Here is a 26,542-nt window from a genome sequence, read left to right on the forward strand (position 1 = left end):
CGGAAACCTTATTAATCTAAAACTTATTGGAAAAATAAACCCAAAAAAAACACCTGTTGATAATATTTGCCGACGCCAGTTTTACTGACAAATCGGTAACTTAACCAACAACACTGAAAGTTTTGCAAGTTTTTGATATAAAAATAGAAATAAACACCATTTTTTACAGTATCCAAAATGGTATTCCACACAAAAACTGAATCACATATAACAATTAAATAACAATGAATTATTACTCCAATTCAAGTCCCGCCGCCCCACCAAACCTAAAATAAAAAAGACGTCTTCGGACGTCTTTTTTATTGCCTGATATTCTGCCCATAAAGACCGCGAACCGAGGGGTTAACGCAAATATGAGGGAGCGGCCAGCGCTCCCTCCGTCTGTGCACAGTCCGCCCCCCGTCACTCAAGCGCTCTCAAAGGTCCCCCGAACCAGTGGCTGGCCATTGGCCACCATGGCTTTGCCAAGGCACCAGACAAACTCTGGTTCATATTGGTCATTCAGCAGCACGAGATCAGCATCTTTCCCCTCAGCAATAACCCCTTTGGTGGCAAGCCCCAATATCCGGGCCGCATTGGCGGAGGTCATGGCAAGGGCATCTGCCACGGCAATACCTTCGCTGATAAGGCCACGAAATACCTTTGCCAGACTGCCGACCCGGCCGACTTCGAGGCCGGTTAAGCGACCAGCGGCATCGAATACCGGCAAACTGGCATTGCCGTCGGAGCTTAAGGTGATTTGTGATACCGCCACGCCAGCTGCCAGCGCATGCTTTACTGCATCTATCGCACTGATTTCGTCGCTGTTTAAGGTGGCGCTGTTTTCAGAGGCCGTAAAATCAATTACACCACCCGCCAGAGCAAACTCAACGCCCTGCTCAAGCAATGCCTGGGAGCGGTTGATGTGGGTCGGATAGAATTGCGACAGCGGAATATCGGTGCTGCTGGCAACCTCAGACAGAATATCCAGCCCGCGTTTGCCATCCCCCACATGCACAAACACAATGCCGCCCTTCCCGCTTAACATGCCCCCCACCCTGGCCTGACTGGCGACCCGAGCCAGTTCGGCGGCAGAAAGCTGCGAGCCACGGTGATCGGCAATGGCGATTTCACCTACACCAATCACCTTGTCGATAAGCATCATGTCCCGGGTGATATCCCCTGTGAGCGTCTTGACCGGATACTCGTAAGAGCCTGTGTAGATATAAGTCGTTAAGCCTTCATTGGCCAAGCCGTGAGCCTTGGCAAGCAAGTCTTCCAGGCTGCGACTGACAGCATCTGTACCCAGTGCCCCCACCAGGGTTGTGACTCCCGCCAGTGTGGCTTCCGTCAATTGCATCTCAGGGGTGCGGGTATGAAAGCCGCCTTCTCCGCCGCCGCCACTGATGTGAACCAGCGGGTCAACGAGGCCAGGCACCAGTGCACGCCCGTTGGCGTCGATTTCATGGCAGGGCAAAGAAGCGACATGCAGCGAGCCCGGCTCAGCGATGGCGATAACGCCACCTGTGCCAAAAAGCACATCCTGTAAACCAACCGCTGAAGGCGTAAAAAGGTTGGCATTTCTGATCAAAGTTAACATCAGCTATATCCTGTATAAACGGCAATACCCACAGCAACACTCGCCAGGGTCATCAGCAACAGCTGTAATCGCCAAATCAATTTAAGCCACTGTCCAAAGGAGATTTTGACCACGCCCAAACAGCCCATCAGGGACGCAGAGGTTGGAATAATCAGGTTGGTCAGTCCGTCACCGAGCTGAAAACACAGCACGGCCAGTTGCCTGCTGAGCCCGGCAAGCTCTGCCAGCGGTGACATCAACGGCATGGTCAGGGCAGCCTGGCCGGAGCCTGACGATACAAACACATTAAATACCGACTGAAACACCAGCATCATTTGCGCCGAGAGCCAGTCGGGCAAGTCTCCGATACTGCCACCCGCTGAGTACAGCAAGGTGTTGAGCACCGACGGCGCAGACGGGTTGTCGCCGCCAAGCAATATCACCAGCCCTTTGGCGAAACCCACTATCAGCGCGGCAGGAAGTAGCTCGGCAGCGCCGCGCTGGAAAGCGCCGGACACCTGATTTAAGGTCATGGTGCCACTGAGCCACAGTAGCAAGCCAATTGCCATCGCCATGGCAAAGAACTGGCTGGCAATCTGGGCAATATAATAGCCCCCAGCCACCACGCCCCAAATCACCCAAACCAATGTCAGCAGTAAAATCAGCAAAATGCCGATATTCACCTTACCAAGTCGTGTCTGCTGAAGCTGAGGCTCTGTTATCAGGGGCTGAGCAACCTTTGCATCCGCTGCCTCTGCCGGACCAGCAGCCGTGCGTCGCGTGAGCTTGGCAAAACGCAGTGTGTATGCCAGGGCGCAGAGGGTAAAAATCCCCCAGCACAGTGCCCGAAGCCAAGCCCCCGACATCAATGGCAAGCCCGCTATTCCTTGGGCAATGGCCACACTGAACGGGTTCATCCAGGAAGTGGCAAAGCCAACCTGGGTGGCGACGTAGGTTACCAGCACCACCACCGCAGGATGATAACCCAGGGCATTGAAAAGCGGCATCAGCAGCAGGCAAAATGCAATCGCCTCCTCGCTCATACCGTACACGGCGCCGCTTAAGGAAAACACCAAAAACAGCACCGGCAACAACAGGGCTTCCCGCGCTTTGAGACGTGCTATCAGCAGTGTCAGCGCCTGATGCACGGCGCCACTTGCCAGCAGCACACCAAAAGCACCGCCCACAATCAGAATAAAGGCCACCACACCAACGGCAGAGCTGTCGCGCCCTCCCGAGGTGAGTCCATCAAATGCTGAGTTGAGCAGCCCAGGCGTTCCGTTTGCACTGAAAAGCGCACTGCCAAGCCCCTCGGAGGCCTGAAGGCTGAAGTTTTCAAGCCGGATCCCCTGCTCTGCCACCCACATAAACTGGCCTGCGGGCACGAGAAAGGTCAGGCCCCATGCCAGCAGCATCATCAACATCAGGATGACGAAGGCATCCGGCATTTCCCGTTTGGATAAAGACATATGTCCTCCCACAATGAAAAAAGGCCGGGCAAGCCCGGCCAGGGAGTGCATCAGAAACGCAGGCTATAACGCAGGTTCCAGCGCTGGCCGAGCCAGTCATGGGCTGAGCTGGCGTAACCATTGGTGGGCGACGAGGCATACGGTGGCTCCTCATCGGTAAGGTTACGAACCGACAACATCAGCGAGTGATTCTCCATCAGGGTCACACCCACGCTGGCGCTGAAGGTAAGCCAACTGTCCACTGTCTCGTTATCAAACTTGAAGTCACCATCGCCCATGCTCGAGACATAATGGGCGCTGAGGCTGGCACTCCAGTCACCCAGGCTCCAGTCCGTACCGGCATCCAGCACCCGCTCAGGTCGGGCAATTTCGTTGGCACCTGACAGACGGCCAAGGAGGTCCTCTACGTCGGCATCCGGAGTCACCTGGCGCTCAAAACTGAAGGTTTCTGTGCCACTGACGTAGAAGCTGAACTCGCCTGCCGCCTCTGTCTCAAGGCGATAGGTCATCCGATAATCGAGGCCATCTGTGGTCTGGCTGCCCACGTTAAAGTAGCCGGTGCGCAGGAAGCTGATGTCGCCATTGCCATCCACCACGCAACCGAACTCGCCCTTAAGCTCGCTCACCGAACCCACAACAGGCGCAGTGCCTTGTACGCATGCATTGAGGGTTGTGGAGGCATCGATATCCACTATGTCTTCGTGATCGTAGCGCCAGTAATCCACGGTAAGCTGCCAATTGTCGGTCAAATTCCACGACAGCCCGGCGTTGATGGCTTCAGAGGATTCTGCATCCAACCCCTTGTTACCTATGGTTTCCTGATCAAATTCCAGTTCACCATCGATGGCGCCGTTACTGCCACACAGGGCATTGAAAGGCTCACCTGCGCCGCAGTTGATGTATTGGCTGCCAAGGGAGGTGCCTGCCCCCAGCTGTGAAAGCGAAGGAGCCCGGAAACCCGTGCTCCAGGATGCTCTGAGTACCAGATCTTCGGTGGCCTTATAACGCAGCGATACTTTGGGGTTGATGTCGCCACCAAAGTCACTGTAGTGGTCGTAACGCAGTGCGGTTATCAGGTCCACATTCTCAAACAGCGGCAGATTGACCTCACCATAAAGGGCGTACTGGGTTCTGTCGGCGGCGGCATCACTGGCGCCAAGGCCAATCACATCGTCGTTTACCGCTGATGCGGCCGGATTATCAACAATTTCTTCGCTGCGAAGCTCGGCGCCAAATACAGCGCTTACCAGGCCAGCATTCATCTCAAAGAGTTCACCACTGATGTTGGCATCCAGCGACATCACCTCAGACTCGCCGCGGCGAATGGCACTGTCACGCAGCGCCGCTATCGCCTCTTCACTGTTGTCCATCCCCAGGTTAAACGGATTAAAGCTGCCGCTGGCAATGGCATCGGCCAACGCATTGCGGTTCATATAGCCCGCCACATGGGTCACTTCGTTGCTGGACTTACCGTAGCTTGCTGCTGACTCCCAACCCCAGTCGCCCCACTCACCACGAAGTCCGGCAAGTACACGATAGCTTTCGGTATCGTATTCCTGAATTCTGCGCTCTGGCATGCGGGTACGTACCCGTATGCTGTTGCTGTCATCGCCATCTGCGGCATTGATGTCACGTACATAGTCAGGCACGTAGGCGGCGTCACCGGGAACCGTTACCGTGTACCCAGCTGGCGCCTCATAGGCATGGCCGGTGTTTTGCTGATACATGGCCTCGGCAAAGAAGGTCATATCGTTGCCAAGCTGCCACTGGTGATTGAGTGTTGCACCGATATTCTCGAAATCGGGTTGAATGGCGCGCTGGATAACATAGTCATAATTACAGGCTTCGCCGCCCCAGCGGGTGTCATCACCACACCAGTCTTCGGCATAGTAATTACCGTCAATCACCATCTCTGTATAAGAGGTGTAAGTCACATTGATAGGACGATCGCTGTTAAAAATTGCGTTGCGCTTGGCGTAATCCAGCACCACTGTGGTGTTGGTGTTGTCGGTGGCAAAGCCGCCCGCGTAGGTCAGTCCGGTGCGACTGGCATCGTGGTCACTGGTGTCATTGCCGTACTGGGCCGTGAGTTCATGCCCGACAAAATCCTTACGCAGAATGAAGTTAATCACCCCGGCGATGGCATCTGAGCCATAAATAGACGAGGCGCCATCGGTCAGTACATCGATGCGCTCAATGGCCGCCATGGGAATGGCATTAACGTTTACAAAGGAGTCTGAGCCATTGGAGAAAGAGTCCACCGCGACCCGGCGACCATTCACCAGTACCAGAGTCGAACTTGAACCCAGGCCACGCAAACTCACCCCGGCTGCACCGGCCGGTGCGCCATCGGCGCCGCCAACGCCACCGGTTTCGGTGAAGGTGCCGGCACTTGCCGCCTGGGGCAGATCCTTGAGGAATTCGGCAATGGTGTCATAGCCACGCTTGATAAGTTCTTCCTGATCAAACGACTGCAGCGGATTGGCACCTTCCATATCCACCCCTTTCAGACGTGAACCGGTGATCTGAATTTTTTCGAGTTTGGATTCGGCTGAAATAGCCTTGTCGTTATCGGCCGCATGGGCCATGGCGATGGTCAGGGCTGACAGGGCAAAACCGGAAATGGCGCAGGCAAATACTGAAACTTTCATGAGAAGCTCCCAAAAATAAACGAATAATTTTTCAGGCGCGCGCCTAAGCCACCGGACGTGGTCAATACGTGGCACAAAAAAGTTGTGCGTTCACGGTGCAGGCGTGCAGCTGAGCAAAAAATGAGGCGTGGGAGCCTTAGCGATGACGCAGGACAGCCCACTGAACCTTAAAGTTCAGTGGTTTATTCGTCCCACCATTCGGACAGATACCAGGTACGGTAATGGTATCTTTCAAGAGAAGTTGATACTGGAAACATATCCACCAAATGTGAAATCAATGTTATTGACCGGTAAACAAGCTAGCCGTTATAGTGGCGACCAGTCAATACGTGGCATGCAAAATTTTTTAGAGCAGAGCCATGACCTCAAAATTTCTCTCGTTTATCGGTGCTGTTGCCCTGTCGATGTCAATCGCGCCCTTTGCTGCGTCCGCTGCGGCCAAACCCTATAACCCAGACAATACACCGGAAAAAGACAAGCAACCCATCCCAACACTGTCGCTGATGCTGGCGGGTGGCGCTTTATCCGTGTGCAGCTCCCTGAGCCCAAAGCACTGCACGGCTGACACAAGCTTCCCGGACAAGGCCAAAACCCGGCATTTGTATGAGCTGAGCGAGCAAAGTCTGGCCCGCTTTCAGGCCACCCCGGCCTGGGCACGACTCAACGTCGATACCCAAAGGGCATTGCTCAGCGCTCTGGGCTCTGGGCTCTGGGCTCTGGGCTCTGCAGATAGCAACATTCTCGATGTCGAGGCTCTTCATGATCTGCTGGGCCCACTTGGCAATACACTCAATGACGCCAGCTATTTTGCCCTGCTCGACACCCTCGAGTGGGTACAGCTCACCCCGGAAGGTGAGCCAAAGACAGAGCAAGTACGTTTGGCGCAGGGCAAAAATGCCCAGGGCGCCTCACACTTCAGTGCCTTTGTCAGCCGCGCGGCGCGGCGAGCCGGTAACCAGCCGCCGAAAATCGGCATAGTCACCGCATCCGCGCGGGATCCGTTTGAAGCCGCCAGTTTTTATCAACAAGCCTTTACTCAGGCGGGCGCGATAGCCCAATGGCTACCGTTAGACAGCGCGTTGCAGCAAGCCTGGGAGTTTGATGATAAAGAGGCTGGATGCAATAAGCTGGCAGCGCTTGGTGAGACTTATCAGGGATACCACGACAGGCAGCGGGTATACCCGGCGCTGTGGGACAAATTCAATCAGGTTTGTCTTAACCCAGAGCAACTGCTGCACACCCTGGCCTCCCTGGATGGCCTCTTTCTCTCCGGCGGCGATCAATCCCTCACTCTGGCGGCCTGGCTGGGAGCCGATGGTCAACCGAGCGCAGCACTTGAACTGGTAAAACAACGATTTGCAAACGGTGAATTGATAATCGGCGGCACCAGCGCCGGTACTGCCGTGATGGCATCGGGTGCCATGATCACCGGCGGCACCAGTCAGGGAGCATTGGATTTTGGCGTGGTAGCATCAGCCCCTGTCAGCGAGCGATGCGAAGAGCTCAGCTGCGAGGCGCTGAATCCTGCCAACACCCTCACCTACCGGCCCGGTGGCGGTTTGGGACTCTACCCGTTCGGCGTGACAGATACCCATTTCAGTGAACGCGACAGACAAATCAGACTGCTACTGCTGCAGGATAAAAGCCAAACCGGCCTTGCGGTGGGTGTCGATGAAAACACCGCACTTTGGCTATCCAAAGATGGCCAATACGGTGTTATCGAAGGTGAAGGCGGCGTCTGGTTCAGTGAGCCTGCATCTGAAACACAGGGGGTAATTGAAATAAATGCGGCGAAAAGCCATGGCCCGAACTCCGATAAAGCGCAAACACACCAGAGCCCGGCTCACAGCCACATCATCCACTACCTGCCCCATGGCACCCGACTGAGGTTAAGTCGCGATAAGATCAGGGTTGAAGAACCACAGGGAGAATTACACGAGGTCAGTTGCGCTGGGTTTATACCCGCTTGGCTGCCAAGGGATGGATTCACCCTTATCCACCAGCCATATAGCCAATGTCATTCACTGGGTTATTACCAGTCATTGGGGCTTGAACACAGCACAGGGGTATCGTCAGATAAGCTGACTCAATAACCAATAACAAATAGCAAGCTGGGCCTTATTCCGTCAGTCTGGGGCCGGCACTGTCTCCAACACGGCAGCGGCCTCAGGACACATTGGGTTGACGAACACCCCGACAGGCACCTCCATCAGGTGAGTGGAAGAAAACTGCAGGTCTTCCCGCATCGCTTTTGGCAAGGTGAGCACACTTAATGCGTCACTGTCGCCGAACGCGTAGTCCACCCGTCCTTTACTGAGCATCCTTAATCCTGTTGAGATATCACTGACAAACTCGATGGTGAGTCCAGCATCAATGAATTGCTGAATAAAGCTGCCGTCTACTTTTGAGCGAAGCAAGGCAATGGTTCCCCCGCCCAACTCGGATAAGTCCCGCCATACAAAAGGGTCATGCCCACGACGACGAAATATGCCCAATACCACTTTGACATCGGATAAAAGCACAAAGCGGGATTGATCCCTGACGATATCTGGAGGGGGATAAAATGAAGCACACCAGCTACCTGCAACAATTTCACTCTGTGCACGCGCAGAGGGCAGGAACAGAGGTTGCAGCTCAAATTCAAGTTGGTTTGAGAGCAGATACTTTTGCAATGCTCTGAAACTGCTACCTTTATCTGCCTGTGTTTCCGTCGTGAATGGTGGATACTCCAGGGCGATAACCGCCAGTGTTCTCGCCCCACTTTTTAGTGCCACGTCAGATTGGGCCGCAAACGCCAGCCCAAGCAAGAATACCAACGACATGACGGACACACAGCCTCCAGCGGTCTTCACAACAAGCGCTCCTTTGATAGCCAAGCCTCTATGAGTCTAGTGCTGTCTTTTACATCGCGCGATTCACTCGCCGTAAGGCAACGGCAAACCTGTCCTGATTTGAAGAGAAAGTCCCCATGGTTTCAGGCAAGCGGCATGTGGATTTTTCCCAAAAAAGAGGCACTGCGGTGGGGCAAGCCAGAGAACGAAAAATACCGCCAGCAAGCCTGCAGCAGATTGTGGAAATCAGCAGTCAAATTGCCAGGTCGACCACCGAACAAATGCAGTAATCAGGGAAATAAGTCAAAACGCATTGAGCATGAGACAAATCAGTGATGACAACAATAAGGAGCTGGACAGGGTTGTGGATGAAGTCGCCAAAGCCACCGGACTGGCGGGCCTTATCGACTCCGAAGTAAAGCTTTTCCTATTGGTCGCTGACCCGTATTCATAAAAAAAGACAGGGCTGCCTGTCTTTTTTATTCCAACCTGAATCCGGAATACCGGGCGGCTTGGCCGTTACTTGTAGAAAGCTTCCACTTCGCCCTTGATGGTCATCAGCAGTGGCTGACCACGGCGGTCCAGTGCTTTGCGGGAGGCCACTTTAATCCAGCCTTCGCTGATGCAGTATTCTTCAACGTCAAAACGCTCTTTGCCGTTGATCTTGATGCCGATATCGTACTCAAACACGGCAGCGACATGGTGTGGGCTGCGGGGGTTGATGGAAAGGCGGTCCGGCAAGGCTGGCTGTGATTTAGTGTCGTTCATACTCGTTATCTGCTCATCAATTGCAATATGAAAATCGTGCGCCATTGTAGGCAATCACCCGGCCGGGCTCAATAGGCGCTGTTGGTTACCTGTGACCTTAGTGAGCTGCTCCGCGGCCACTAGTGCGTGTTTTCCCGTAAGCCCAACAAGCATCAGGATTCCCTAACTCTGAAGACGCAGCTTCGACAGAACAAACGCCAGCTCGGCCACATTGCTCACGGCCATTTTTTCCAGCAGGTTACGGCGATGGATCTCAACCGTTCTTTGGGTGATAAATAATTCTGCGGCAATGGTTTTATTGAGTTTGCCCTCAAGCACCCGATGCATTACATCGGTTTCTCTTGGGGACAAGCTATCGAGCCGCTGCTGAATGTCGGCCGACAGCTGCAGGCTGGCAGCTCGCTCTGTGGCAACCCTTGCCGCCTGGCGCAGCAAGGCCAGCAGTTTGTCACCATCCACCGGCTTTTCGATAAAATCCATGGCGCCCTGTTGTATTGCTTTCACGGCCATGGAGATATTGCCATGGCCGGTAAGCATTATGGAAACCAGAGGGCCTGGCCGGGAGAACAGCACCTCCAGCAGGCTCATCCCGTCCATATCGGGCATCTGCACATCCAGCACAGCAACTGCGGGGCGGGACAAGTCGACAGCCGCCAAAAAATCCTCTGCCGATGCAAAGCCCCGTGCTTTGATACCAAGGCCTTCGAGCATCCATTTCAGTGACGCCAACACATCGGGGTCGTCATCCACCAGATACACATCAATCATTTTCAGCTCCCAGGGGCATCTCTATGCATATCTCCAGCCCACTGGGGCTGCTCTCGATTTGGGGGGCGATTGCGGGGGCATCAAAACGATTATGGGCCGAGATTTTGCCGCCATGTTCTTCAACAATACGTTTGCAAATGACCATGCCCAGTCCCAATCCGTCGGCCTTGGCCGACTCAAATGGGAAAAACAGCCTGGACAGCTGCGCCTCCGTTAACCCACAACCATTGTCAGACACCCGGATAAGGCAACCCGAGTCAGTGGTTTCAAGGGAAATACCGAGCCACGGCGTTGGCTGCCCGGCCATGGCGTCCAGGGCATTGAGCAGTACATTCACCAACACCTGGGTCATAAGCCCGGGATCCAGCCTGGCCTCGACCTCAGCGAGGGTCAATGAAGGTTCAAGTTTCAACCGTTTAAGCTCCGGCGAGATCAGCGCCAGGGTCTCTTCAATCAGGGTATCCACCCGATAAGGCACACTGCGACTGGGCTGCTGGCAGAAACTTCGCAGGCGGCTGATGGTTTCCTGGGCCCTGTCGACCTGTGTCAGTACCCCGCCAAGGGCCGATGCTATCTCGGGTTCATGGTCTTTAAGCCGATACAGACAGCCCTGGGCAAGATAGCGGATCCCCGCCAACGGCTGTTTCAATTCATGGGAGATCCCCGACGCCATCTCTCCGGTAAGCAAAACCCGCTGAGCTCGATAAAACTGGCGCTGCTGCTCGTTAAACGCCCGCTGGGTCTCCCGATGCTGTTCAATTTCCGTCTCCAGTGCACGGGTACGTTTAACCACCAGCCGCTTTATCCGCAGGTGATGCAGATACCCCAAAAGCAAACACAGAACTATCGCCCCAAACCAGGGCATGGCGGCAGAGGCGACCCGCTGCCAGTTGGTTTGAAATGGCCATTCTCTCAAGGTGTGTTTGAGCGCAAATACCCGATTATCGTTTACCGGCACAGACCAGCCGCGATAGCCGCCAGTGACGGCCGCCGCCGTGTTGGCATCCATCGACAACAACGCCCTGGCCACCTCGGTTGCCAGGGCACTTTTGGTGTGGCCAAGCTTGGAGAGTGCGGTATAGGGATAGAGTTCGCTCGAGACACCACAGGCAAATCCGGGTGTCGATTTCGCCAGGGCAATATCAAAAGCTCCCTCCGGGTACTCGCCACGGGCAATGGCCTGCTCCAATACGCAGGCGGGCAGAATGGCCATATCTGCCTCATGCAGCCACAGCTTTTGCAATAGTTTGGTCTGAGGAAACCCTTCAAAGGTCAGTCCGGGCAAATCTGCGACAGGGTCCAAGCCCCGCCTCACCATCTCGCCGGCAAAAATCAGAAAGCCACCAAAGGCCCGGGGATCAGTGGACACAATGTTAAGCTCGGCAAGCTGCTGCCAACGGGTGACCGGGGCGCCCGCGCGCACCACCAATGCCGAGCCCATGGCACGGGCAGGATCCCGACCGTCGGCAGGGATCAGTGTCAGTAATTGACTGGCGCCCCAGTCTTTTTTGTAGCCCACGGCAACAAACTGATTGGAGATAATAAAGTCCAGTGCCCTGGCCTTAACCTGCCTGTCAAGCTCCGATGGTGTCAGCGGTTCGATGCGGATGCCATGCCCTGTCTGCCGGGCCAGATAATCGGCGGTGGCTTGCCAGGCACTCAGGGTGTCCGAGCGCTCGGCAAAGGTGAGAATACCAATGCGCACAGTCTGTCTGTTCTGCCCTATTTCGCTGGCAGACACCCCGGCAAAGGCCATCGCCACTGGCAGCAACGCCAACATTACTAAAAGCCGCCACACCTGACTCATCATGTTCCCCGATTAGATTACACCGGGATTATCGGCCCTGGCCGAGCAGCCCGCATCTTTAACTTCCCGGGAGTTGATCCGCTTCACAGCCTGATGTGCCTTTCGGAAAACCACTATATAGCCGCTGCCCGCTTTTTGATTCCATGGCCTTGTCATCATGAAGTGAGGCCACTATGAACGAGAAAATCAAACAAAGCCGCCGCGCCTTCCTCAAGGGAGGTCTGGCACTGTCAGCCGTTGGGCTGGCCCCTGCTGTGCTGGCTCCTGCCGTACAGGCCAAGTCCGACGACAACAGCGCCATTGTGTGGGATGAAACCTTTGAGGTTGTTGTAGTAGGCAGCGGCCTGGCGGGCACCTGCGCCGCCATCCGGGCAAAAGAAAATGGTGCCAAAAACACCATTATTATTGAAAAAATGCCGGTACTCGGCGGGACGTCAGCCATCTCAGGTCTGAACTTTTCAGTGGTAAACAGCCACCTGCAAACAGCACAGGGGATTAAAGATTCTGCCGCGCTTTTTGCCGAAGACATCTCCAAGGCGGGCGGCTATCAGAACCACAGAGACCTGACCCTGAAAATGGCCGATACCACGACCCGCGTATTGCCCTGGGCAATTGAGCGGGGTTGCCGCTTCCATGACAAGTTAAAGAGCCTCGGCGGCCATTCGGTGCCGCGGACCCTTTATCCGGTCAATGGCGGTGGCAAAGGCATACTGCGCCCACTGCGTCGCTTCTATACCCAGGACTTACAGGGCGAAATCCGTCGCAGAGTGAAGTTTGACAAGCTGCATCTGAATGCCCAAGGCGAGGTCATGGGCATTCAGGTACGCGAGCAGTACTTTTTCGACCCAAATCTGGGAAATGACGACCGGGAAAACACCACCGGCACCATCAAACACTATCGGGTGACCAAGGGTGTGGTCATGGCCGTGGGCGGCTACAGCCGCGATGTGGAGTTCCGTGCCATGGAGTTTCCCAATATTCGCGACTACATCCCAACCACCACGCACAGGGGCGCAACCGCTGGTGCACTCAAGACTCTGGTTGCCGCCGGTGCCCAGACAGTCCACCTATCTTTAATGCGCTTTGCCTTTGATATTCCTACCGAAGATTTGCAGTGGGGAGCCTTGGTTGACCCGAAAACCGGTCAGCGCTTTATCAGCGAAAAGAACAACCGTCAGGTCGTGGCAGAAGCCATCTGCAACATCATGGACCGCAATGAGGGGCGCTTCCCGCTGAATATTTACGATCAGGATGGCATCGACAACTTCCACGACAAGCAGCGTCTGCACCTCGCGTTGGAAGAAGGCATGATGGTGAAGTACGACTCCATCGAGGCCCTGGCCAACGGGGAAGGCATCGACCTTACCGGGCTTAACGCCACCCTCAAGCGCTATAACGAGGATGCCCTGGCAGGCAAAGACAGCCAGTTCGGTAAAGACATGGCCGCGTTGAAGCAAGTCAGCGTCAAACGAGCGCCTTTCTATGCCATCAAGGCCCGTCCGAAATTCAACTACACCCAGGGCGGCGTATTAATCAATGAAAATGCCCAGGTCATCAACAGGGACACAGCCCAGCCCATCAAAGGCCTTTACGCCTGCGGCGAAGCCACGGGCGGTCTGTTTGGCCGTATTCGATTAACTGCCTGCTCCTGCCCCGATGCGTTCGCATTTGGGGTGATAGCCGGTGAACAGGTGGCCAAGGCCTGAGGAGACACACATGAAAACCCTGATTTTATCCCTGTTGGCACTGAGTTTTGTGGCATCTCCCTTACACGCAGGGGAGCTCTACAAGGTAATGGGCAAGCGTGAAGGTCGCAGCAACCACAGCTTTATGTACGATGAAAAAGACTGCAAAACCTGCCATCAGGGCAGCCCCAGGGGGCCTGCCACTGAAGCGGCCTGTATCGACTGCCATGGCAGCTACGATGAGATTGCCTCCTCCACCCAGAACCAAACACCCAATCCCCACGATGCTCCGCACTGGGGAGCAGATGTGCCCTGCACCGTGTGCCACAGCGAGCATCAGCCAGCCAAGGTGCTTTGCAACGACTGCCACCAGTTTGCCTTTCCAAACTTTTCAAAATAATCCGGAGTAACCTATGAGTGTTTTTCGTCTCTCCCTGTTAAGCGCCGCACTGTTGGCTGGATTCAGTCAGCAGGCACAGGCCACACCCGACTTTTATGGCAGGATAGATTATTCGGTCACCCATTCAGACACGGGCGCCGCCACCCACAAGGGACTTGATGGCACAGTGCTTGAGAACAACTTTACCCGTTTGGGTGTTCGCGGGACTGAGTCGCTGACGGCGGATCTGACCCTCTTCTATCAGATTGAAATGGGTGTCGACTCGGCCAGCGAATCCGGCAACAGCAAACCCTTTACCGCTCGTCCCACCTTTATCGGTATTCGTCATGCCGAATGGGGCTCGCTGGCCGCGGGGCGCATGGAGCCCGTATTCAAAATGACCAAGGGCTTTGTGGATGTGTTTGACAACTACAGCATGAAGCATGACCGCCTGATGGCCGGTGACAAACGCTGGGGCGATTCTTTCGAATACAAGACCCCTGTATGGCACGGCTGGCAACTGGGCGCCAGCCTGCTGATGGAAGATAACTATTATCAGGACAGCGACAAGCGCGAGGAGAATGGCAACTTCCAACTGGCGCTGACTTATGGCGATAAGAAGTTAAAAAACAGCGACCTGTATTTTGCAGCGGCCTACTCAGATGGTGTTGAAGATATCAAGGCCTGGCGCGCTGTGGGTCACTGGAAGTTGGCCGCCCTTGGGCTTGAAAACCTGAAACTCGGCACCCTTATTCAACAATCAGAACTGGCCAACCCCGCCAAACCTCATTGGCAGGACAGAGATGGCCTGGGTTTTATTGTCAGTGGCTCTTACAAGTGGGACAAGTGGCTGTTTAAAGCCCAGTATGGCAAAGACGAGTCCGGCACCGGCCTTATCGCCAACCGCGTCTATTCGGCCATGGGTGAGGCCGCGACCCAGGTTCCACAGGTCAGCCAGTGGGGAGTGGGCGCGGAGTACTTCTTCTCCAAGTCTACCCGGGTACACCTGGAGGCGGGGCAGTTCGACACCAAACAATATGCTGAGTTTGATGACACGATAACCAGCATAGGCATTCGATACGACTTTTAAGCTTGCTGCGCTATCCAGGTTCAGGTCCGGTGGATGAGTATCTTCGCCGGACCTGACAGCCTGGCTGATTATCTGGCCGGGTCGCCTCTGAAAAGCGCCCTCAGCGCTTCGCCAAAGCCCGCTTGCGGGCTTTTTGCTTTTGTGCCGCTTTACTGAGACTGCGGGGACGCTCATGGCGGATGGACAAATCCGGTTCAAAGCCCGGATACCACTGCTGAGGCAAGCGTCGGTCGAGGTAGTGCTCAAGCGCCACCAGCAAAGGCTCGTCGGCGGCATCCAGTAAACTGATGGCAAGCCCGGCGCTGCCTGCCCGGCCAGTACGCCCGATGCGATGCACGTAATCTTCTTTTTTAAAGGGCAGTTCGACGTTGATAATGCAGGGCAGCGCCTGTATATCCAAGCCGCGAGCAGCCACATCGGTGGCCACCAACACCCGCGCATTGGCTGCCTTGAAGTCGGCAAGGTTTTGCTCCCGCTGACGCTGACTTAGGTCGGCGTGCATGGCAACGGCACTGTGTCCGGCTGCTACCAGTTTAGCCGTAAGCTTATCGGCCCCTTCTTTGGTTCGGCTGAAAACAAGCACCTGAGACCAGCTGTTTTTACCCAGCAAGTGGCAGATAAAATCGAATTTGCGCTCGCTGTCGAGCTGATAAACCTGCTCTTCAATCAGTGGCTTGGTATCTTTGCCCGCTGCGATTTCCAGCAGCTTGGGCGAGTCCATCAGGCTCTTGGCCAACTGCCAGACATTGTCCCCCAGGGTGGCTGAGAACAGCGCTGTTTGCCTGGCTTTGGCAAGCTTTTTCACCAGCGCCCGGATCTCATCCTCAAAACCCATGTCCAACATACGGTCGGCCTCGTCAAACACCAACTGGCTGACGGTATCGATTCTGAGGGTGCGTTTTTTCAGGTGGTCGAGCAGGCGCCCGGGCGTGGCGACCATCAAGTCCACACCGCCCTTGATGGCATTGAGCTGGCTTTCCAGGGGCACACCACCATAGACCTGGGCAATACGCACGGCACTGCCTTTTGCCAGCGCTTTGGCAGCATCATAAACCTGTTGGCAAAGCTCTCTGGTGGGCACCAGCACCAAGGCTCTGGGTGCGGGCAGATTGCGGCCTGACACGTCCTCTGTAACCAGCCGGGCTAGCATTGGCAGCAAAAAGGCGGCGGTTTTACCCGTGCCTGTGGCGGCTTTCACCATCAGGTCATCCCCGGCCAGCATCATGGGGATAGCGCCGGACTGCACCTCAGTGGGCTTGGCAAAGCCCAGTTTAGCGAGATTGTCAGCCAAGGGAGACGGCAGAGTAAAAGCAGCAAAAGACACGGGAAACTCCGGAGCACAAACTAAAGGGCGCTATAGTAACAAGGCTTAATCGCAGGATCACTCACCAAGCAGCAGCTGTTTCAACTCTGACGCCAATAACGGCCTGGCAAACAGATAACCCTGGGCCTCGGTGCAACCCAAACGCTGCAAAAACTCGGCCTGGGCTTCGTTTTCTACCCCTTCGGCAATTACGCCCAGTTTCAATGCCTCCCCCATGGCGATAATGGCCATGGCGATGGCGCCACTGTCCTGATCGGCGGGGAGTTCCCTGACGAATGACTGGTCAATTTTCAACTTGTTAAGGGGCAGCTTGCGTAAATAACTCAGCGAAGAATACCCGGTGCCGAAATCATCCAGCGCCAGACTGACCCCCATGCCACGGAGCTTTTCCATAGTGTCGATGGCACCGGCAGGATTATCCAGCACCACGGATTCGGTGATTTCCAGCTCAAGAGCTTCAGGGGAGAGACCGGTTTGTTTGAGCACCTTGGCGACGCTGTCGGCAAAGTTATCGCCGGTAAGTTGAGAGCCCGACACATTCACCGCCATACGGCCTGGGTTAAGCCCCTGGTCGCGCCAAATTCGCGCCTGACGACAGGCCTCTTTCAAAACCCACAGGCCAATCTCAGGCATCAAGCCGATGGACTCGGCTACCGGAATAAATTCCGCCGGGGATACCACCCCAAGTTCACGATCGGTCCAGCGACACAAGGCCTCTACCCCAATCAATTTACGGGTACGCAAATTGATTTTGGGTTGATAAACCAACGACAGTGCAGCATTTTTCACCGCGCCTCTAAGGGCCGTTTGCAGCCGCAACTGCTGCATGGAACTTTGAGTCATTTGCTCTGTGTAAAAGGCATGGCGATTGCGGCCTTGCTGCTTGGCACGATACATGGCGGCATCGGCGTTTTTCAGCAAGGTGTCCGGGTTATCGCCATCGTCGGGATACACTGCGATACCGATACTGGCACTGAGACGAACCGACTCACCCTCACTGGTATCGAAGCTGGTATCAAAGGCCCGCTGTATGGCTGACAGGATCATCGGAATATCTTCCCGGCTCCTCACCTGTGTCAGCAATACAAACTCATCGCCCCCGATTCGGGCAAGGGTGTCTTCGGCGCCAAGCAGTGCTGCGAGGCGCTCGGATAACGACAGCAACACTTTATCGCCGGCGAGATGCCCAAAACTGTCATTGATGTGTTTGAAGAGGTCCACGTCGATAAGCAGCAGCGCCAACCGGGTTTTGCGGTTGGCGGCGAGCTTGATTTGCTGCTGGCTGATGGTGGTGAGTTTAGAGCGATTGGGCAAACGGGTGAGTGGGTCGTGCCAGGCCAGCTGGGCGACTTCCGCCTCAGTTTGTTTGAGCAGGGAGATATCGGAAAACACCGCCACAAAACAGCGGACTTGCCCATCTTCACCGTACACGGCGCTGATGCTGGTTTGCTCGGCAAACAGGGTACCGTTTTTGCGACGATTCCAAATCTCACCGTGCCAGTGTCCCTGGGTTTTCAATGCCCGCCAGAGGTTTTCAAAAAAGTCCCGCTCGTGGCGGCCTGAGTTAAGGAGTTTGGGGGTTTTGCCAATCACTTCATCACGGCTGTAACCCGTGATGGTTTCAAAGGCGCCGTTTATCTCTGTAATAACCCCGTTGGAGTCGGTGATCATCACCCCTTCAATGGCATTTTCAAATACCTTGGAGGTCAGCAGTAATTGCTCTTCGGCGGCTTTATACCGTGCAATATCCCGGGTGGTACCTATGACGCCAAGCAGTCTGCCATCGCTACCGTACATGGGAGCCTTGATGGTTTCCAGCCAGATGTTGCCTTTATCCAGGCTACGGTCGATGCATTCGGCGACCACAATAGGATGCCCTTCTTTCACCGCCTTGAGATCGGTGTCTGCGTACTCGGAAAAACGCTCAGGAAAGACCTCGGCATCCTTTCGCGACAGTATCTGCGCCGGGCTTAAATCCCAGGACACCAGTGTGCTCTGGTTAATGAACCGGTAACGCCCCTCGGCATCTTTTATCCAGATATGTTCTTCGAAGGCGTCCATAAAGCTTTGCAGCAAGCCGGACTCTCCCCCACCAAGCACAGCAGCCACACCTTCGAGCAGGGCCCTGGCCAGTAGTTGATGGCTGTCACTGACTGCATCGCCATGTAAACAGAGCTGAAGCTCGCCACCGATACCACTGACCGTCAGGATGCGAATGGGCTGACTATCGGCGTGCTTTTGCCACAGGCATACACCGCGACTGGTCCAAAGCCCTGCCCCCAATCGGGTATGGTCAACAAACCATTCAAGCATGGGAGATACGCTTTTTATGGCTGTCTGATGATTGCCTTGAGCCCGACTGTTCAATACCCGCTCCCATTCCAAATAACTACCTAAATAGTGTAGCTGCAAGTGTGGATGCCGAGAATGGAAACTTACGTCTGCCAATGACTTGTTGTTGCACCGGGCCGCCGGCCGCACAAAAAGGCCCCAAAATACCTGCTTGAAATTTAGACAGTCGTTTTGCTTGGGGTTTGCCTTAGCTTCCCGGCTATCTTATTGTCGGTAATAGAAATATTAATTTGGTACTCAAAGGGATCCTATGGCCATCACAACTCTTGCCACCGACAAGCTGTACCGGGTATCGACCCTGGCCGGGCTGGCACCGGACTGCGTTTCCACGGCCACCTTGCCGCCACTGGATGACATTATCGGCCAGGAACGCGCCCAGAGTGCGGTCGAGTTCGCCATGTCTATCCACGAAAAGGGCTACAACATCTACGCCATTGGCCAAAATGGCCTGGGCAAGCGCACCATGATGCTGAGGTACCTCAAACGTCATCATTTTGATGCCAATCAGCGCTTTGACTGGTGTTATGTGGCCAACTTTGATGACAACCGGGTGCCGCGGGTGCTGCGTCTGCCCGCCGGTAAGGGCAATGGCTTTAAAAAAGACATTGAAAAGCTGTCACTCAGGCTCGTTAAGGCATTGCCGCTGGCCTTTGACAACGAGATGTATTATTCCCGTGCCGACAAACTGAAAACCGAGCTGTCACGTCAGCAGGAAGCCGCCCTGACGGCACTCACCGAAGAAGCCAAAAACAAGAGCATCAGCCTGTCGCTGTCGGTACAGGGTGATTACCAACTGATGGCCATGAATGGTGAAGAGCCCCACACCGAAGAAAGCTACAGTGCCCTGACGGATGAAGAACGTGAAGTCTTTGAAAACAGCATCAAAGGGCTGGAAAAGCGCCTGCGGGGCATCATACGTCAGCTCACCGAGTGGGAAGAAGAATTCTCAGAAAAGCAACAGGAGCACGACGAGCAAGTCGCCAAGGAAGTGCTGGCTCACTTCTTTAAACCCCTGAAGGCCAAGTATCGCGATCAGGATGATATCAAAACCTTTTTGGGTGAAATGCAGCGAGACATCCTCGACAATCTGGATATTTTTCTGGAAGAAAGCGAAGAGCAACTGGGGCTGGCCTACGCGGCGCTGGATAAGAAAATGCCCCGCCGCTACCAAATCAATGTGCTGGTATGCCAGGACGAGCATAAGTTTCCTGTGGTGGTGGAAGAAAGCCCTAACTACCACAGCCTCTTTGGTTACATCGAAAATGCCACCTTCAAGGGCACAGTATTTACCGACTTTTCACTGATACGCCCAGGCTCGCTGCACAAGGCAAACGGCGGTGTGCTGTTGATGGATGCCATCAAGGTGTTGGAGCGGCCCTACGTGTGGGATGGCCTGAAAAAAGCGCTGCGCTCCCGCAGTCTGGATTTGAACAGCCTGGAGCGGGAAGTGACCCTCTCGGGCACCATCTCACTGGCGCCCGAGCCCATCCCGCTGGATGTGAAGATCATTCTCTTTGGCGACTACCAGACCTATCAACTGCTTCAACAATACGACCCCGACTTCAACGAACTCTTTCGGGTGACGGCCGACTTTGAAGATGTGATGCCAAGGCACGATGAGTCTGAAGCCCTGTATGCACGCTTTATCTCGTCTATTGTGCACGATAACAATATGCTGCACTGCAATCGCTCGGCACTGGCCCGCATCCTCGAGTACTCCAGCCGTCAGGCAGACGATCAAACTCGCCTGTCGTTGCACTCAGCCAACATCGCCAACCTGCTCAGAGAAACCAACTACTGCGCCAAAAGTGTCGGCGCCGACGAGATAGGCCGCGAGCATGTGGAGATGGCGCTTAAAAATCAGGAACTCCGGGTGTGCCGGCTCAAAGACATGGTGATGCAGCAGTTTCACAGCGGCCAAACCCTCTTCAGTGCACAAGGCGCCGTTACCGGCCAGGTGAATGCCCTGTCGGTGATTTCCACCACGGATCATGAGTTCGGCGCGCCAAACCGCATAACCGCCACCACGGCCTATGGCAAAGGGGAAGTGCTGGATATCGAGCACAAGGTGCGACTGGGTGGCCGCATCCACAGCAAGGGCGTGTGGATCCTCACCGCCTATCTGTCGTCGCTGCTGGGCAAGCAAAGGCCCATTCCGCTCACCACCTATCTGACGTTCGAGCAATCCTACAGCGGCGTGGATGGTGACAGCGCCTCCATGGCGGAATGTTGCGCCATAGTGTCAGCCATCAGCGGTGTACCCATCCGTCAGGATTTGGCCATCACAGGGTCCATGAACCAGTTTGGTGAGTCTCAGCCCATCGGCGGCGTGAATGAAAAGATTGAAGGCTTTTATGATGTCTGTGGCATCAAGGGCCACACCGGCACCCAGGGCGTGATTATTCCATCAAGCAATGTGAAAAACCTGATGCTGAGGAGTGACATAGTGGAGGCAGCCGGCCGCGGCGAGTTTCATATCTATGCCGTTGACCATGTCACCGACGCCATGGCGCTGCTGACCGGGCTAGACGTGGGCAATGTGGATGACGCCAGCTTCGATACTCTGCTCGGTCGGGCCGTGTCCAGGCTTAATGTGCTTGGTAAACACAAGCTGGAAAACGAATAACACCAATGACATAAAAAAGCCCCGCAACTGCGGGGCTTTTGTTTATGGTGCAATCTGAAACTCAGTAAAGCACTGGCAGCAGCTCATCGCTGTAGGGCTTGATTTCAGCGCCTTCACGCACCCGGGCCACATAATCGTGATTGGCAATAAAAGGTCTGCCGATGGCAATCACATCAAACTTATTGGTGGCAATGGCGGCAGCAGCTGTTTCGGCATCGTAACCACCCACTCCCACCAGGGTATGGCGGCTATGGCGACGCAGGTACTCGCTGACGCGGCCGTCGAGGTAGTCATAGTGAACGCTGTCATCGAATATACCGCCGTGCAAATAGGCAAGTTCACGGGTATCCAGTTCAGACAGCAAGAGATCAAACACAGCCCGGTCGCGGAGATCCGGCTGGATATTGAAGTAAGCCGCCGGTGAAATACGCAGCGCCGTGCGTGCAGCCCCGATGCGTGAAGTAACGGCATCCACTACCTGCAGCGGGAAACGCACCATATTTTCAGGGCTGCCGCCAAACTCATCATCACGGCGGTTGCTGTCGTAATGCAGGAATTCATCAATCATATAACCGTTGGCACCGTGGATTTCGACGCCGTCGAATCCGGCTTCGATGGCATTTTCAGCCGCCTTGGCATAGTCCTCAACCAACTGGGCAATTTCCAGCGCGGTGGCTTCACGGGGAACCAAATAGGTGAGTTCACGCATTCTGGGCACTGTACCTTCTACGCCTACAGCCGATGGGGCTATCACTTCTGTGCCACCCCAAAAGTGAGGATGCGCCACCCGGCCTGTGTGCCACAGCTGGGCAAAAATCTTACCGCCATTTTCATGTACGGCATCGGTGACCTTACGCCATCCGGCAATTTGCGCCTGGGTGAAAATACCCGGGGTGTTGGGATAGCCCTGACCATCGGGGCGAATAATGGTGGCTTCACTGATAATCAGCCCTGCATCTGCACGGCGGGCATAGTAGTCAACCATGGCCTGGGTAGGCACCAGCGCATCGTCTGCCATACAACGGGTCAGAGGCGCCATCAGGATGCGGTTTTTCAGCTCGATGCGCTCATTCAGCGCCACTGGAGTAAAGAGTATGTCAGTCATGGATGGAGGTTCCTATTTTTGAACAGGCATTCAAAATAATCATTCTTGAACATACATTCAAGAACTTTTTTGAACATACATTCAAAAAAGTCTGTTACCCTATCCTCATCCCAACCACAGGAATCCAGAATGCGCAGCGCCGAATTTGATCGCGAGCAAGTGCTCCGCCAAGCCATGCAAGCCTTTATGCATAAGGGCTACAGCAAAACCAGCATGCAGGATTTAACCCGCGCCACCGGGTTACATCCGGGATCAATTTACTGCGCCTTCGAAAATAAAAGAGGCTTGTTGTTGGCAGCCATTGGCCAGTATCAGGCCGATCGCACCGCACAGTTTCAGGCGTTCTTCCCCGAGTCAGGCTCCGTTGTTGCCGGGCTCGATGCCTATCTGGATAACCTGGTGGCCGAATGCCAGTGCGGCGCCGACAAGGGCTGTTTGCTGACCAAGTCATTGAATGAACTCGCCGAGCAGGACAGTGAGATAAGTGCGCTCCTGTGCAAAAGTCTGGGAAGTTGCCAGCAAGGGTTGGCGGCCCAGTTTCAGCGCGCCATGGACAGCGGTGAAATCCCCAACACCCAAACGGCAATGGAACGGGCTGAATACCTGGTGATGGGGATCTATGGCCTGCGCACGCTGGCGCAAACACACCCTTCGGCGCAAACCCTTAAACGCTTGGCGGTAAAGTTACGGATGGACAGCTGCGCCTGAACATAGAGGACGGTTCATTGGCACCCCCAACCAGTGACAAAAGGGGCTAACAGCATCACCGCTTGAAACTGCTGCATAACAGACACAAAAAATCCCGGACCTGCCGGGATTTTTTGTTGGAAGCGAACCCTCAGTCCACGTCGAGGCCGAGGCTCTTTTGGGCATACACCCGCTCGCCGAGGGAGTTGAGTATTTTGCACTCCCCTTCCAGCACAACGATGATGGATTTCCCGTTTCTGAAAGACTGAGGGATCATCACACGCCCCGTCTCACTCACAGGCAAACCCGTCAGCACAGCGTTGTGCATGATGAGGCCTGCCGGTGCATCGTAATAGAGCACGGTGACAGTGACGCCCTGAGAGGCTTCCAGGTCAAGCAAGTCGTTTGCCGTATCGGCAAGCTGTTGTTCTAATGTACCGCCTTGCATATAGAGTTACTTCCTTCATTCCTGAGTCACGCTTTCCAGCGCACTCAATAGGGCCGAGTATGGCATCAAAGCATCCCGTCTTTGATGGACGGCGGCCAAATTAGCCACCAGTTGAATTAACATATCACTACAATTTTTAACCAAGCGCAATACTTGTACAGCAGACTGATACATCAAATTCCGCATTCGTGATGCAACAAACGTTTAGCATCACCCACCTCGTTAGCTTAGCGGGTGCACAACTGTCAACAAAGCTGATAGAATCCGAAAAATTTTTTTGTGCGTTAACGAGAAAACAAGATGGGCAGAGCATATCAAAACCGCAAAGAATCCATGGCGAAAACCGCCACTCAGAAGACCAGGATTTATTCACGCTACGGGAAAGAAATCTACGTGTGCGCCAAGAGTGGCGGCGTTGACCCCGATGGCAACCTGTCACTGCGTCGTCTGATCGATCGCGCCAAGAAAGACCAGGTACCGGCTCACGTGATTGAGCGTGCCATCGACAAAGCCAGGGGTGGCGGTGGAGAAGACTATGATACTGCCCGCTATGAAGGTTTTGGTCCGGGTAACTGCATGGTGATTGTTGACTGCTTGACCGACAATGGTAAGCGCACCTTTACCGAAGTACGTCAGGCCTTTGTGAAAAACGATGCCAAGCTGGGCGGTCCGGGCACTGTGGCTCACATGTTCGACCACCAGGCCGTGTTTGTATTTGCCGGTGATAACGACGAAGAAATTCTCGAAATCCTGATGGCGGCTGATGTAGACGTGAGCGACGTGGAAAGCGAAGACGGCATGATCAGCGTCTATGCCCCACACACCGAATTCTTCAAGGCCAAAAACGCCCTCACCGATGCCATGCCCGACATCAACTTTGAAGTCGAAGAAATCAGCTTCGTACCTCAAACCCAAACCGATGTCAGCGGGGAAGATGTGGCGACATTCGACAAGTTTATCGCTGCCCTGGAAGATTGTGACGACGTCCAGAACGTTTACCACAACGCCAATATCATCGAGTAAGATCTCAAACATGAAAAACGCAGCCAGATGGCTGCGTTTTTTGTTTTTTATGCCTGTCAGATGACCAGGCCTTCAATGACGTCAGTGTCTTCAATCACTGTGATATCACTGTTTACGCTTGGCTTGTGAGCCTGTCGCTATGCCAGGCAAGCGAGTCAGGTCACAAGCGCTTTTCCTCATCGATTTGCCGAGGCTCAGACCGCTGAGACTTGTGCTGCCTCGCGGTAATGGTCCTGCATTCGATAATTTCTGGCATACAGGGCAAACACGGCCGCGGCCACCAAAGCAAAACCCGCAAAAAAGAACATCTGAAACGCCGTTACCGACAGTCCTGTACCGGCAATCCAGTCGGTCATGCCCTGCCCCTTCACGCTGGCATTGGCAAGCAGCACCCAGAGGTTACCCACGGTCACCGACAGGGTCCAGAAACTCATGATGGTGCCCTTCATGGGCTTTGGAGCCTGACTGTAGGCAAACTCAAGCCCGGTGGCCGACACCAGCACCTCACCAAAGGTGAGCAATGCATAGGGCAACACCTGCCACACAATGGAAACGGCGCTGCCGCCATCCATCATCAATTGAATGCTGCCTATCACCACCCAGGACAGGCCGGAAAAGGCAATGCCAGACGCCATTTTGCCCAGCGCCGTTAACCTGAAACCCCAGCCCTCGAGTGTCGGGTACAACACAAAGTTATTGAACGGGATGAGGATCATCACCAGCAGTGGATTCAATGCCTGCATCATGGCCGGTTCAAACCACTCGGGTTTGGTCATCTCATTGGCCTGCAAAATCCAGGTGGATGCCTTTTGGTCGAACAGCGACCAGAATGGTGTAACCAGCGCAAACAAAACAAGTATCCGCATCACTGCCCTGACGCCTTCCACAGCCTCATCGCCATGGCGAGCCCTGGCTCTGTCCAGCTGCATGGAAGCGCCGCTGCCCACAAACCCCATCAGCAGCACGAGCGCCAGACACAAAGAGGTCACCAGTCCAAGTGACGGCATAAACCCAAGGGCAATCACCGCGAGCACAGAGCCCATCAGTGCCAGCGCCAGACCAAAGCGATTTGCGCCCGGACTGAGTAACGCCGTTTTGATAACAGGCAAAAAACCGTTGGGATTTTTAGGCTCTGGGGGCATATGCACATAGCGGTGACGCCCCGCCCAGAAAAAGACGGTCGCGATAAACATCAGCACCCCGGGAATACCAAAGGCAACTGCGGCACCGAAATGTTTCAGCAGCAAGGGCATACTCAAAGAGGCGAAGAAGGAGCCAAAATTGATGGTGAAGTAAAACATGTCAAACGCTTTTTGGGCCAATGACTTATTACTCTGATCAAACTGGTCGCCCATAAAAGAGGACACCAGGGGTTTTATCCCACCCGAGCCCAGGGCAATCAAAAACAAGCCGGTATAAAAACCGGTTTTACTGTCCTCAAAAATGGCCAGAAACGCATGGCCAACGCAGTACAGCAGTGACAGCCACAAGATGGTGTTGTACTTGCCAAAGAGCCTGTCCCCAATCCAGCCACCCAGCAGTGGAAAGAAGTACACACCAATCACAAAGGAGTGAAACACATCCTTGGCCTCACCGGCCCTGAGATGCTCAGGCACAGACAGCAGCAGTGCCGTCATCAAAAACGGCGTAAGAATGTTGCGCATGCCATAAAAGCTGAACCGCTCACAGGCTTCGGAGGCAATAATGTAGGGGATTTGTTTTGGCCATTGCCCTGTTGTAGTTGTCATCTCTTCCCTTAAAATTGGTTACCAATTGCCCAATCCTACAGGGTTTAAAGATGGAATGCACCGGGCTGCCGGTCAGTGTGTGATGCTTAAGAAAACCCGATTATTCAACCACAAACCAAGCCTAATTTGGGTGCTGCGGCATCAAGGTAAACGCGAATAAAAACGCGTGGCTGCAGGGCCACGCGCAATGTGGAGAAGGTGGTGCAATGCTGCCGTTTCAGTA

General features: G+C 54.6%; 21 protein-coding genes. 9 read left to right on the forward strand and 12 right to left on the reverse strand.

Annotated elements, in window-relative coordinates:
- Window positions 1-406: 406 nt before the first annotated feature.
- Genes iadA through K0H63_RS13355 form a run of 3 tightly spaced genes read right to left on the reverse strand, consistent with a single transcriptional unit; the run spans window position 407 to window position 5,615 of the window.
- On the reverse strand, window positions 407-1,579 hold the full coding sequence (gene iadA, locus K0H63_RS13345; RefSeq protein WP_220065099.1) for a beta-aspartyl-peptidase: 1,173 nt from the start codon (window positions 1,577-1,579) through the stop codon (window positions 407-409).
- Complete coding sequence (gene yfcC, locus K0H63_RS13350) at window positions 1,579-3,027, reverse strand: putative basic amino acid antiporter YfcC (RefSeq protein ID WP_220065100.1); 1,449 nt, start codon at window positions 3,025-3,027, stop codon at window positions 1,579-1,581. Before yfcC ends, iadA begins: the two co-directional genes overlap by 1 nt.
- Before the next feature lie 50 nt (window positions 3,028-3,077).
- Window positions 3,078-5,615 carry a TonB-dependent receptor gene (locus K0H63_RS13355; protein ID WP_434086767.1) on the reverse strand — a complete coding sequence of 846 codons (2,538 nt, stop codon included), beginning with the start codon at window positions 5,613-5,615 and terminating at the stop codon, window positions 3,078-3,080.
- A 422-nt stretch (window positions 5,616-6,037) separates the two neighbouring features.
- Between K0H63_RS13355 and K0H63_RS13360 the strand changes: the two genes are divergently transcribed.
- The gene (locus K0H63_RS13360; RefSeq protein ID WP_220065102.1) at window positions 6,038-7,771 is read left to right on the forward strand and encodes a cyanophycinase; all 1,734 of its coding nucleotides are present in this window, start codon (window positions 6,038-6,040) and stop codon (window positions 7,769-7,771) included.
- A gap of 33 nt (window positions 7,772-7,804) precedes the next feature.
- Here the strand turns inward: K0H63_RS13360 and K0H63_RS13365 are convergent, their stop codons facing one another.
- Window positions 7,805-8,530, reverse strand: coding sequence for a hypothetical protein (locus tag K0H63_RS13365; protein ID WP_220065103.1), 726 nt, complete (start codon window positions 8,528-8,530; stop codon window positions 7,805-7,807).
- A 116-nt stretch (window positions 8,531-8,646) separates the two neighbouring features.
- Between K0H63_RS13365 and K0H63_RS13370 the strand changes: the two genes are divergently transcribed.
- Window positions 8,647-8,799, forward strand: a complete 153-nt coding sequence (locus K0H63_RS13370; RefSeq protein ID WP_220065104.1) for a hypothetical protein — start codon at window positions 8,647-8,649, stop codon at window positions 8,797-8,799.
- A gap of 29 nt (window positions 8,800-8,828) precedes the next feature.
- The gene (locus K0H63_RS20120) at window positions 8,829-8,963 is read left to right on the forward strand and encodes a hypothetical protein (protein ID WP_258405580.1); all 135 of its coding nucleotides are present in this window, start codon (window positions 8,829-8,831) and stop codon (window positions 8,961-8,963) included.
- A gap of 65 nt (window positions 8,964-9,028) precedes the next feature.
- On the opposite strand, the gene K0H63_RS13375 is transcribed toward K0H63_RS20120, so the two are convergent.
- The 3 genes from K0H63_RS13375 to K0H63_RS13385 form a co-directional block, all read right to left on the reverse strand.
- The gene (locus K0H63_RS13375) at window positions 9,029-9,277 is read right to left on the reverse strand and encodes a DUF3297 family protein (protein WP_220065105.1); all 249 of its coding nucleotides are present in this window, start codon (window positions 9,275-9,277) and stop codon (window positions 9,029-9,031) included.
- A gap of 162 nt (window positions 9,278-9,439) precedes the next feature.
- Window positions 9,440-10,045, reverse strand: a complete 606-nt coding sequence (locus K0H63_RS13380; RefSeq protein WP_220065106.1) for a response regulator transcription factor — start codon at window positions 10,043-10,045, stop codon at window positions 9,440-9,442.
- Complete coding sequence (locus tag K0H63_RS13385; protein ID WP_220065107.1) at window positions 10,038-11,852, reverse strand: sensor histidine kinase; 1,815 nt, start codon at window positions 11,850-11,852, stop codon at window positions 10,038-10,040. The genes K0H63_RS13380 and K0H63_RS13385 overlap by 8 nt, the downstream gene beginning before the upstream one ends.
- 173 nt (window positions 11,853-12,025) lie before the next feature.
- Between K0H63_RS13385 and K0H63_RS13390 the strand changes: the two genes are divergently transcribed.
- From K0H63_RS13390 to K0H63_RS13400, 3 genes are read left to right on the forward strand one after another with little or no spacing between them, the layout of a single operon-like run.
- A complete protein-coding gene (locus tag K0H63_RS13390) occupies window positions 12,026-13,558 on the forward strand; it encodes a flavocytochrome c (RefSeq protein WP_220065108.1) in 1,533 nt (510 codons plus the stop codon).
- A 10-nt stretch (window positions 13,559-13,568) separates the two neighbouring features.
- Window positions 13,569-13,937 carry a cytochrome c3 family protein gene (locus tag K0H63_RS13395; RefSeq protein WP_220065109.1) on the forward strand — a complete coding sequence of 123 codons (369 nt, stop codon included), beginning with the start codon at window positions 13,569-13,571 and terminating at the stop codon, window positions 13,935-13,937.
- 13 nt (window positions 13,938-13,950) lie between these two features.
- On the forward strand, window positions 13,951-15,006 hold the full coding sequence (locus tag K0H63_RS13400; RefSeq protein ID WP_220065110.1) for a porin: 1,056 nt from the start codon (window positions 13,951-13,953) through the stop codon (window positions 15,004-15,006).
- 100 nt (window positions 15,007-15,106) lie between these two features.
- Here K0H63_RS13400 and K0H63_RS13405 read toward each other — a convergent pair whose 3' ends face one another.
- Both K0H63_RS13405 and K0H63_RS13410 read right to left on the reverse strand, forming a co-directional pair.
- Entirely contained in the window at window positions 15,107-16,330 is a 1,224-nt protein-coding gene (locus tag K0H63_RS13405; RefSeq protein ID WP_220065111.1) for a DEAD/DEAH box helicase, read from the reverse strand.
- A 57-nt stretch (window positions 16,331-16,387) separates the two neighbouring features.
- Window positions 16,388-18,643, reverse strand: a complete 2,256-nt coding sequence (locus K0H63_RS13410; protein WP_220065112.1) for a sensor domain-containing protein — start codon at window positions 18,641-18,643, stop codon at window positions 16,388-16,390.
- Between the two features lie 289 nt (window positions 18,644-18,932).
- Here K0H63_RS13410 and K0H63_RS13415 point away from each other — a divergent pair, with 289 nt between their 5' ends.
- Complete coding sequence (locus tag K0H63_RS13415; protein WP_220065113.1) at window positions 18,933-21,308, forward strand: Lon protease family protein; 2,376 nt, start codon at window positions 18,933-18,935, stop codon at window positions 21,306-21,308.
- 61 nt (window positions 21,309-21,369) lie between these two features.
- On the opposite strand, the gene K0H63_RS13420 is transcribed toward K0H63_RS13415, so the two are convergent.
- Window positions 21,370-22,413: an alkene reductase gene (locus tag K0H63_RS13420; protein ID WP_220065114.1), complete on the reverse strand. Its 1,044-nt coding sequence runs from the start codon at window positions 22,411-22,413 to the stop codon at window positions 21,370-21,372.
- Between the two features lie 129 nt (window positions 22,414-22,542).
- Here K0H63_RS13420 and K0H63_RS13425 point away from each other — a divergent pair, with 129 nt between their 5' ends.
- A complete protein-coding gene (locus tag K0H63_RS13425) occupies window positions 22,543-23,121 on the forward strand; it encodes a TetR/AcrR family transcriptional regulator (protein ID WP_220065115.1) in 579 nt (192 codons plus the stop codon).
- Window positions 23,122-23,251: 130 nt separating this feature from the next.
- Here K0H63_RS13425 and K0H63_RS13430 read toward each other — a convergent pair whose 3' ends face one another.
- The gene (locus K0H63_RS13430; RefSeq protein ID WP_408733392.1) at window positions 23,252-23,428 is read right to left on the reverse strand and encodes a TIGR02922 family protein; all 177 of its coding nucleotides are present in this window, start codon (window positions 23,426-23,428) and stop codon (window positions 23,252-23,254) included.
- A gap of 420 nt (window positions 23,429-23,848) precedes the next feature.
- Here K0H63_RS13430 and K0H63_RS13435 point away from each other — a divergent pair, with 420 nt between their 5' ends.
- The gene (locus K0H63_RS13435; protein ID WP_220065116.1) at window positions 23,849-24,571 is read left to right on the forward strand and encodes a YebC/PmpR family DNA-binding transcriptional regulator; all 723 of its coding nucleotides are present in this window, start codon (window positions 23,849-23,851) and stop codon (window positions 24,569-24,571) included.
- A gap of 194 nt (window positions 24,572-24,765) precedes the next feature.
- Here the strand turns inward: K0H63_RS13435 and K0H63_RS13440 are convergent, their stop codons facing one another.
- Window positions 24,766-26,319: a POT-type proton-dependent oligopeptide transporter gene (locus K0H63_RS13440; RefSeq protein ID WP_220065117.1), complete on the reverse strand. Its 1,554-nt coding sequence runs from the start codon at window positions 26,317-26,319 to the stop codon at window positions 24,766-24,768.
- Window positions 26,320-26,542: the final 223 nt, after the last annotated feature.

Origin of the sequence: Shewanella zhangzhouensis, assembly GCF_019457615.1 — a bacterium.
In the GTDB taxonomy this organism is placed as follows: Bacteria; Pseudomonadota; Gammaproteobacteria; order Enterobacterales; family Shewanellaceae; genus Shewanella; species Shewanella zhangzhouensis.

Excerpts from the sequence above, each read along its gene's own strand:
- iadA (WP_220065099.1), bottom strand. The coding sequence starts at position 1,579 with ATGTTAACTTTGATCAGAAATGCCAACCTTTTTACGCCTTCAGCGGTT.
- yfcC (WP_220065100.1), bottom strand. The coding sequence starts at position 3,027 with ATGTCTTTATCCAAACGGGAAATGCCGGATGCCTTCGTCATCCTGATG.
- K0H63_RS13355 (WP_434086767.1), bottom strand. The coding sequence starts at position 5,615 with ATGGCCCATGCGGCCGATAACGACAAGGCTATTTCAGCCGAATCCAAA.
- K0H63_RS13360 (WP_220065102.1), top strand. The coding sequence starts at position 6,038 with ATGACCTCAAAATTTCTCTCGTTTATCGGTGCTGTTGCCCTGTCGATG.
- K0H63_RS13370 (WP_220065104.1), top strand. The coding sequence starts at position 8,647 with ATGGTTTCAGGCAAGCGGCATGTGGATTTTTCCCAAAAAAGAGGCACT.
- K0H63_RS20120 (WP_258405580.1), top strand. The coding sequence starts at position 8,829 with ATGAGACAAATCAGTGATGACAACAATAAGGAGCTGGACAGGGTTGTG.
- K0H63_RS13375 (WP_220065105.1), bottom strand. The coding sequence starts at position 9,277 with ATGAACGACACTAAATCACAGCCAGCCTTGCCGGACCGCCTTTCCATC.
- K0H63_RS13380 (WP_220065106.1), bottom strand. The coding sequence starts at position 10,045 with ATGATTGATGTGTATCTGGTGGATGACGACCCCGATGTGTTGGCGTCA.
- K0H63_RS13385 (WP_220065107.1), bottom strand. The coding sequence starts at position 11,852 with ATGAGTCAGGTGTGGCGGCTTTTAGTAATGTTGGCGTTGCTGCCAGTG.
- K0H63_RS13390 (WP_220065108.1), top strand. The coding sequence starts at position 12,026 with ATGAACGAGAAAATCAAACAAAGCCGCCGCGCCTTCCTCAAGGGAGGT.
- K0H63_RS13395 (WP_220065109.1), top strand. The coding sequence starts at position 13,569 with ATGAAAACCCTGATTTTATCCCTGTTGGCACTGAGTTTTGTGGCATCT.
- K0H63_RS13400 (WP_220065110.1), top strand. The coding sequence starts at position 13,951 with ATGAGTGTTTTTCGTCTCTCCCTGTTAAGCGCCGCACTGTTGGCTGGA.
- K0H63_RS13410 (WP_220065112.1), bottom strand. The coding sequence starts at position 18,643 with ATGCTTGAATGGTTTGTTGACCATACCCGATTGGGGGCAGGGCTTTGG.
- K0H63_RS13415 (WP_220065113.1), top strand. The coding sequence starts at position 18,933 with ATGGCCATCACAACTCTTGCCACCGACAAGCTGTACCGGGTATCGACC.
- K0H63_RS13420 (WP_220065114.1), bottom strand. The coding sequence starts at position 22,413 with ATGACTGACATACTCTTTACTCCAGTGGCGCTGAATGAGCGCATCGAG.
- K0H63_RS13425 (WP_220065115.1), top strand. The coding sequence starts at position 22,543 with ATGCGCAGCGCCGAATTTGATCGCGAGCAAGTGCTCCGCCAAGCCATG.
- K0H63_RS13430 (WP_408733392.1), bottom strand. The coding sequence starts at position 23,428 with ATGCACAACGCTGTGCTGACGGGTTTGCCTGTGAGTGAGACGGGGCGT.
- K0H63_RS13435 (WP_220065116.1), top strand. The coding sequence starts at position 23,849 with ATGGGCAGAGCATATCAAAACCGCAAAGAATCCATGGCGAAAACCGCC.
- K0H63_RS13440 (WP_220065117.1), bottom strand. The coding sequence starts at position 26,319 with ATGACAACTACAACAGGGCAATGGCCAAAACAAATCCCCTACATTATT.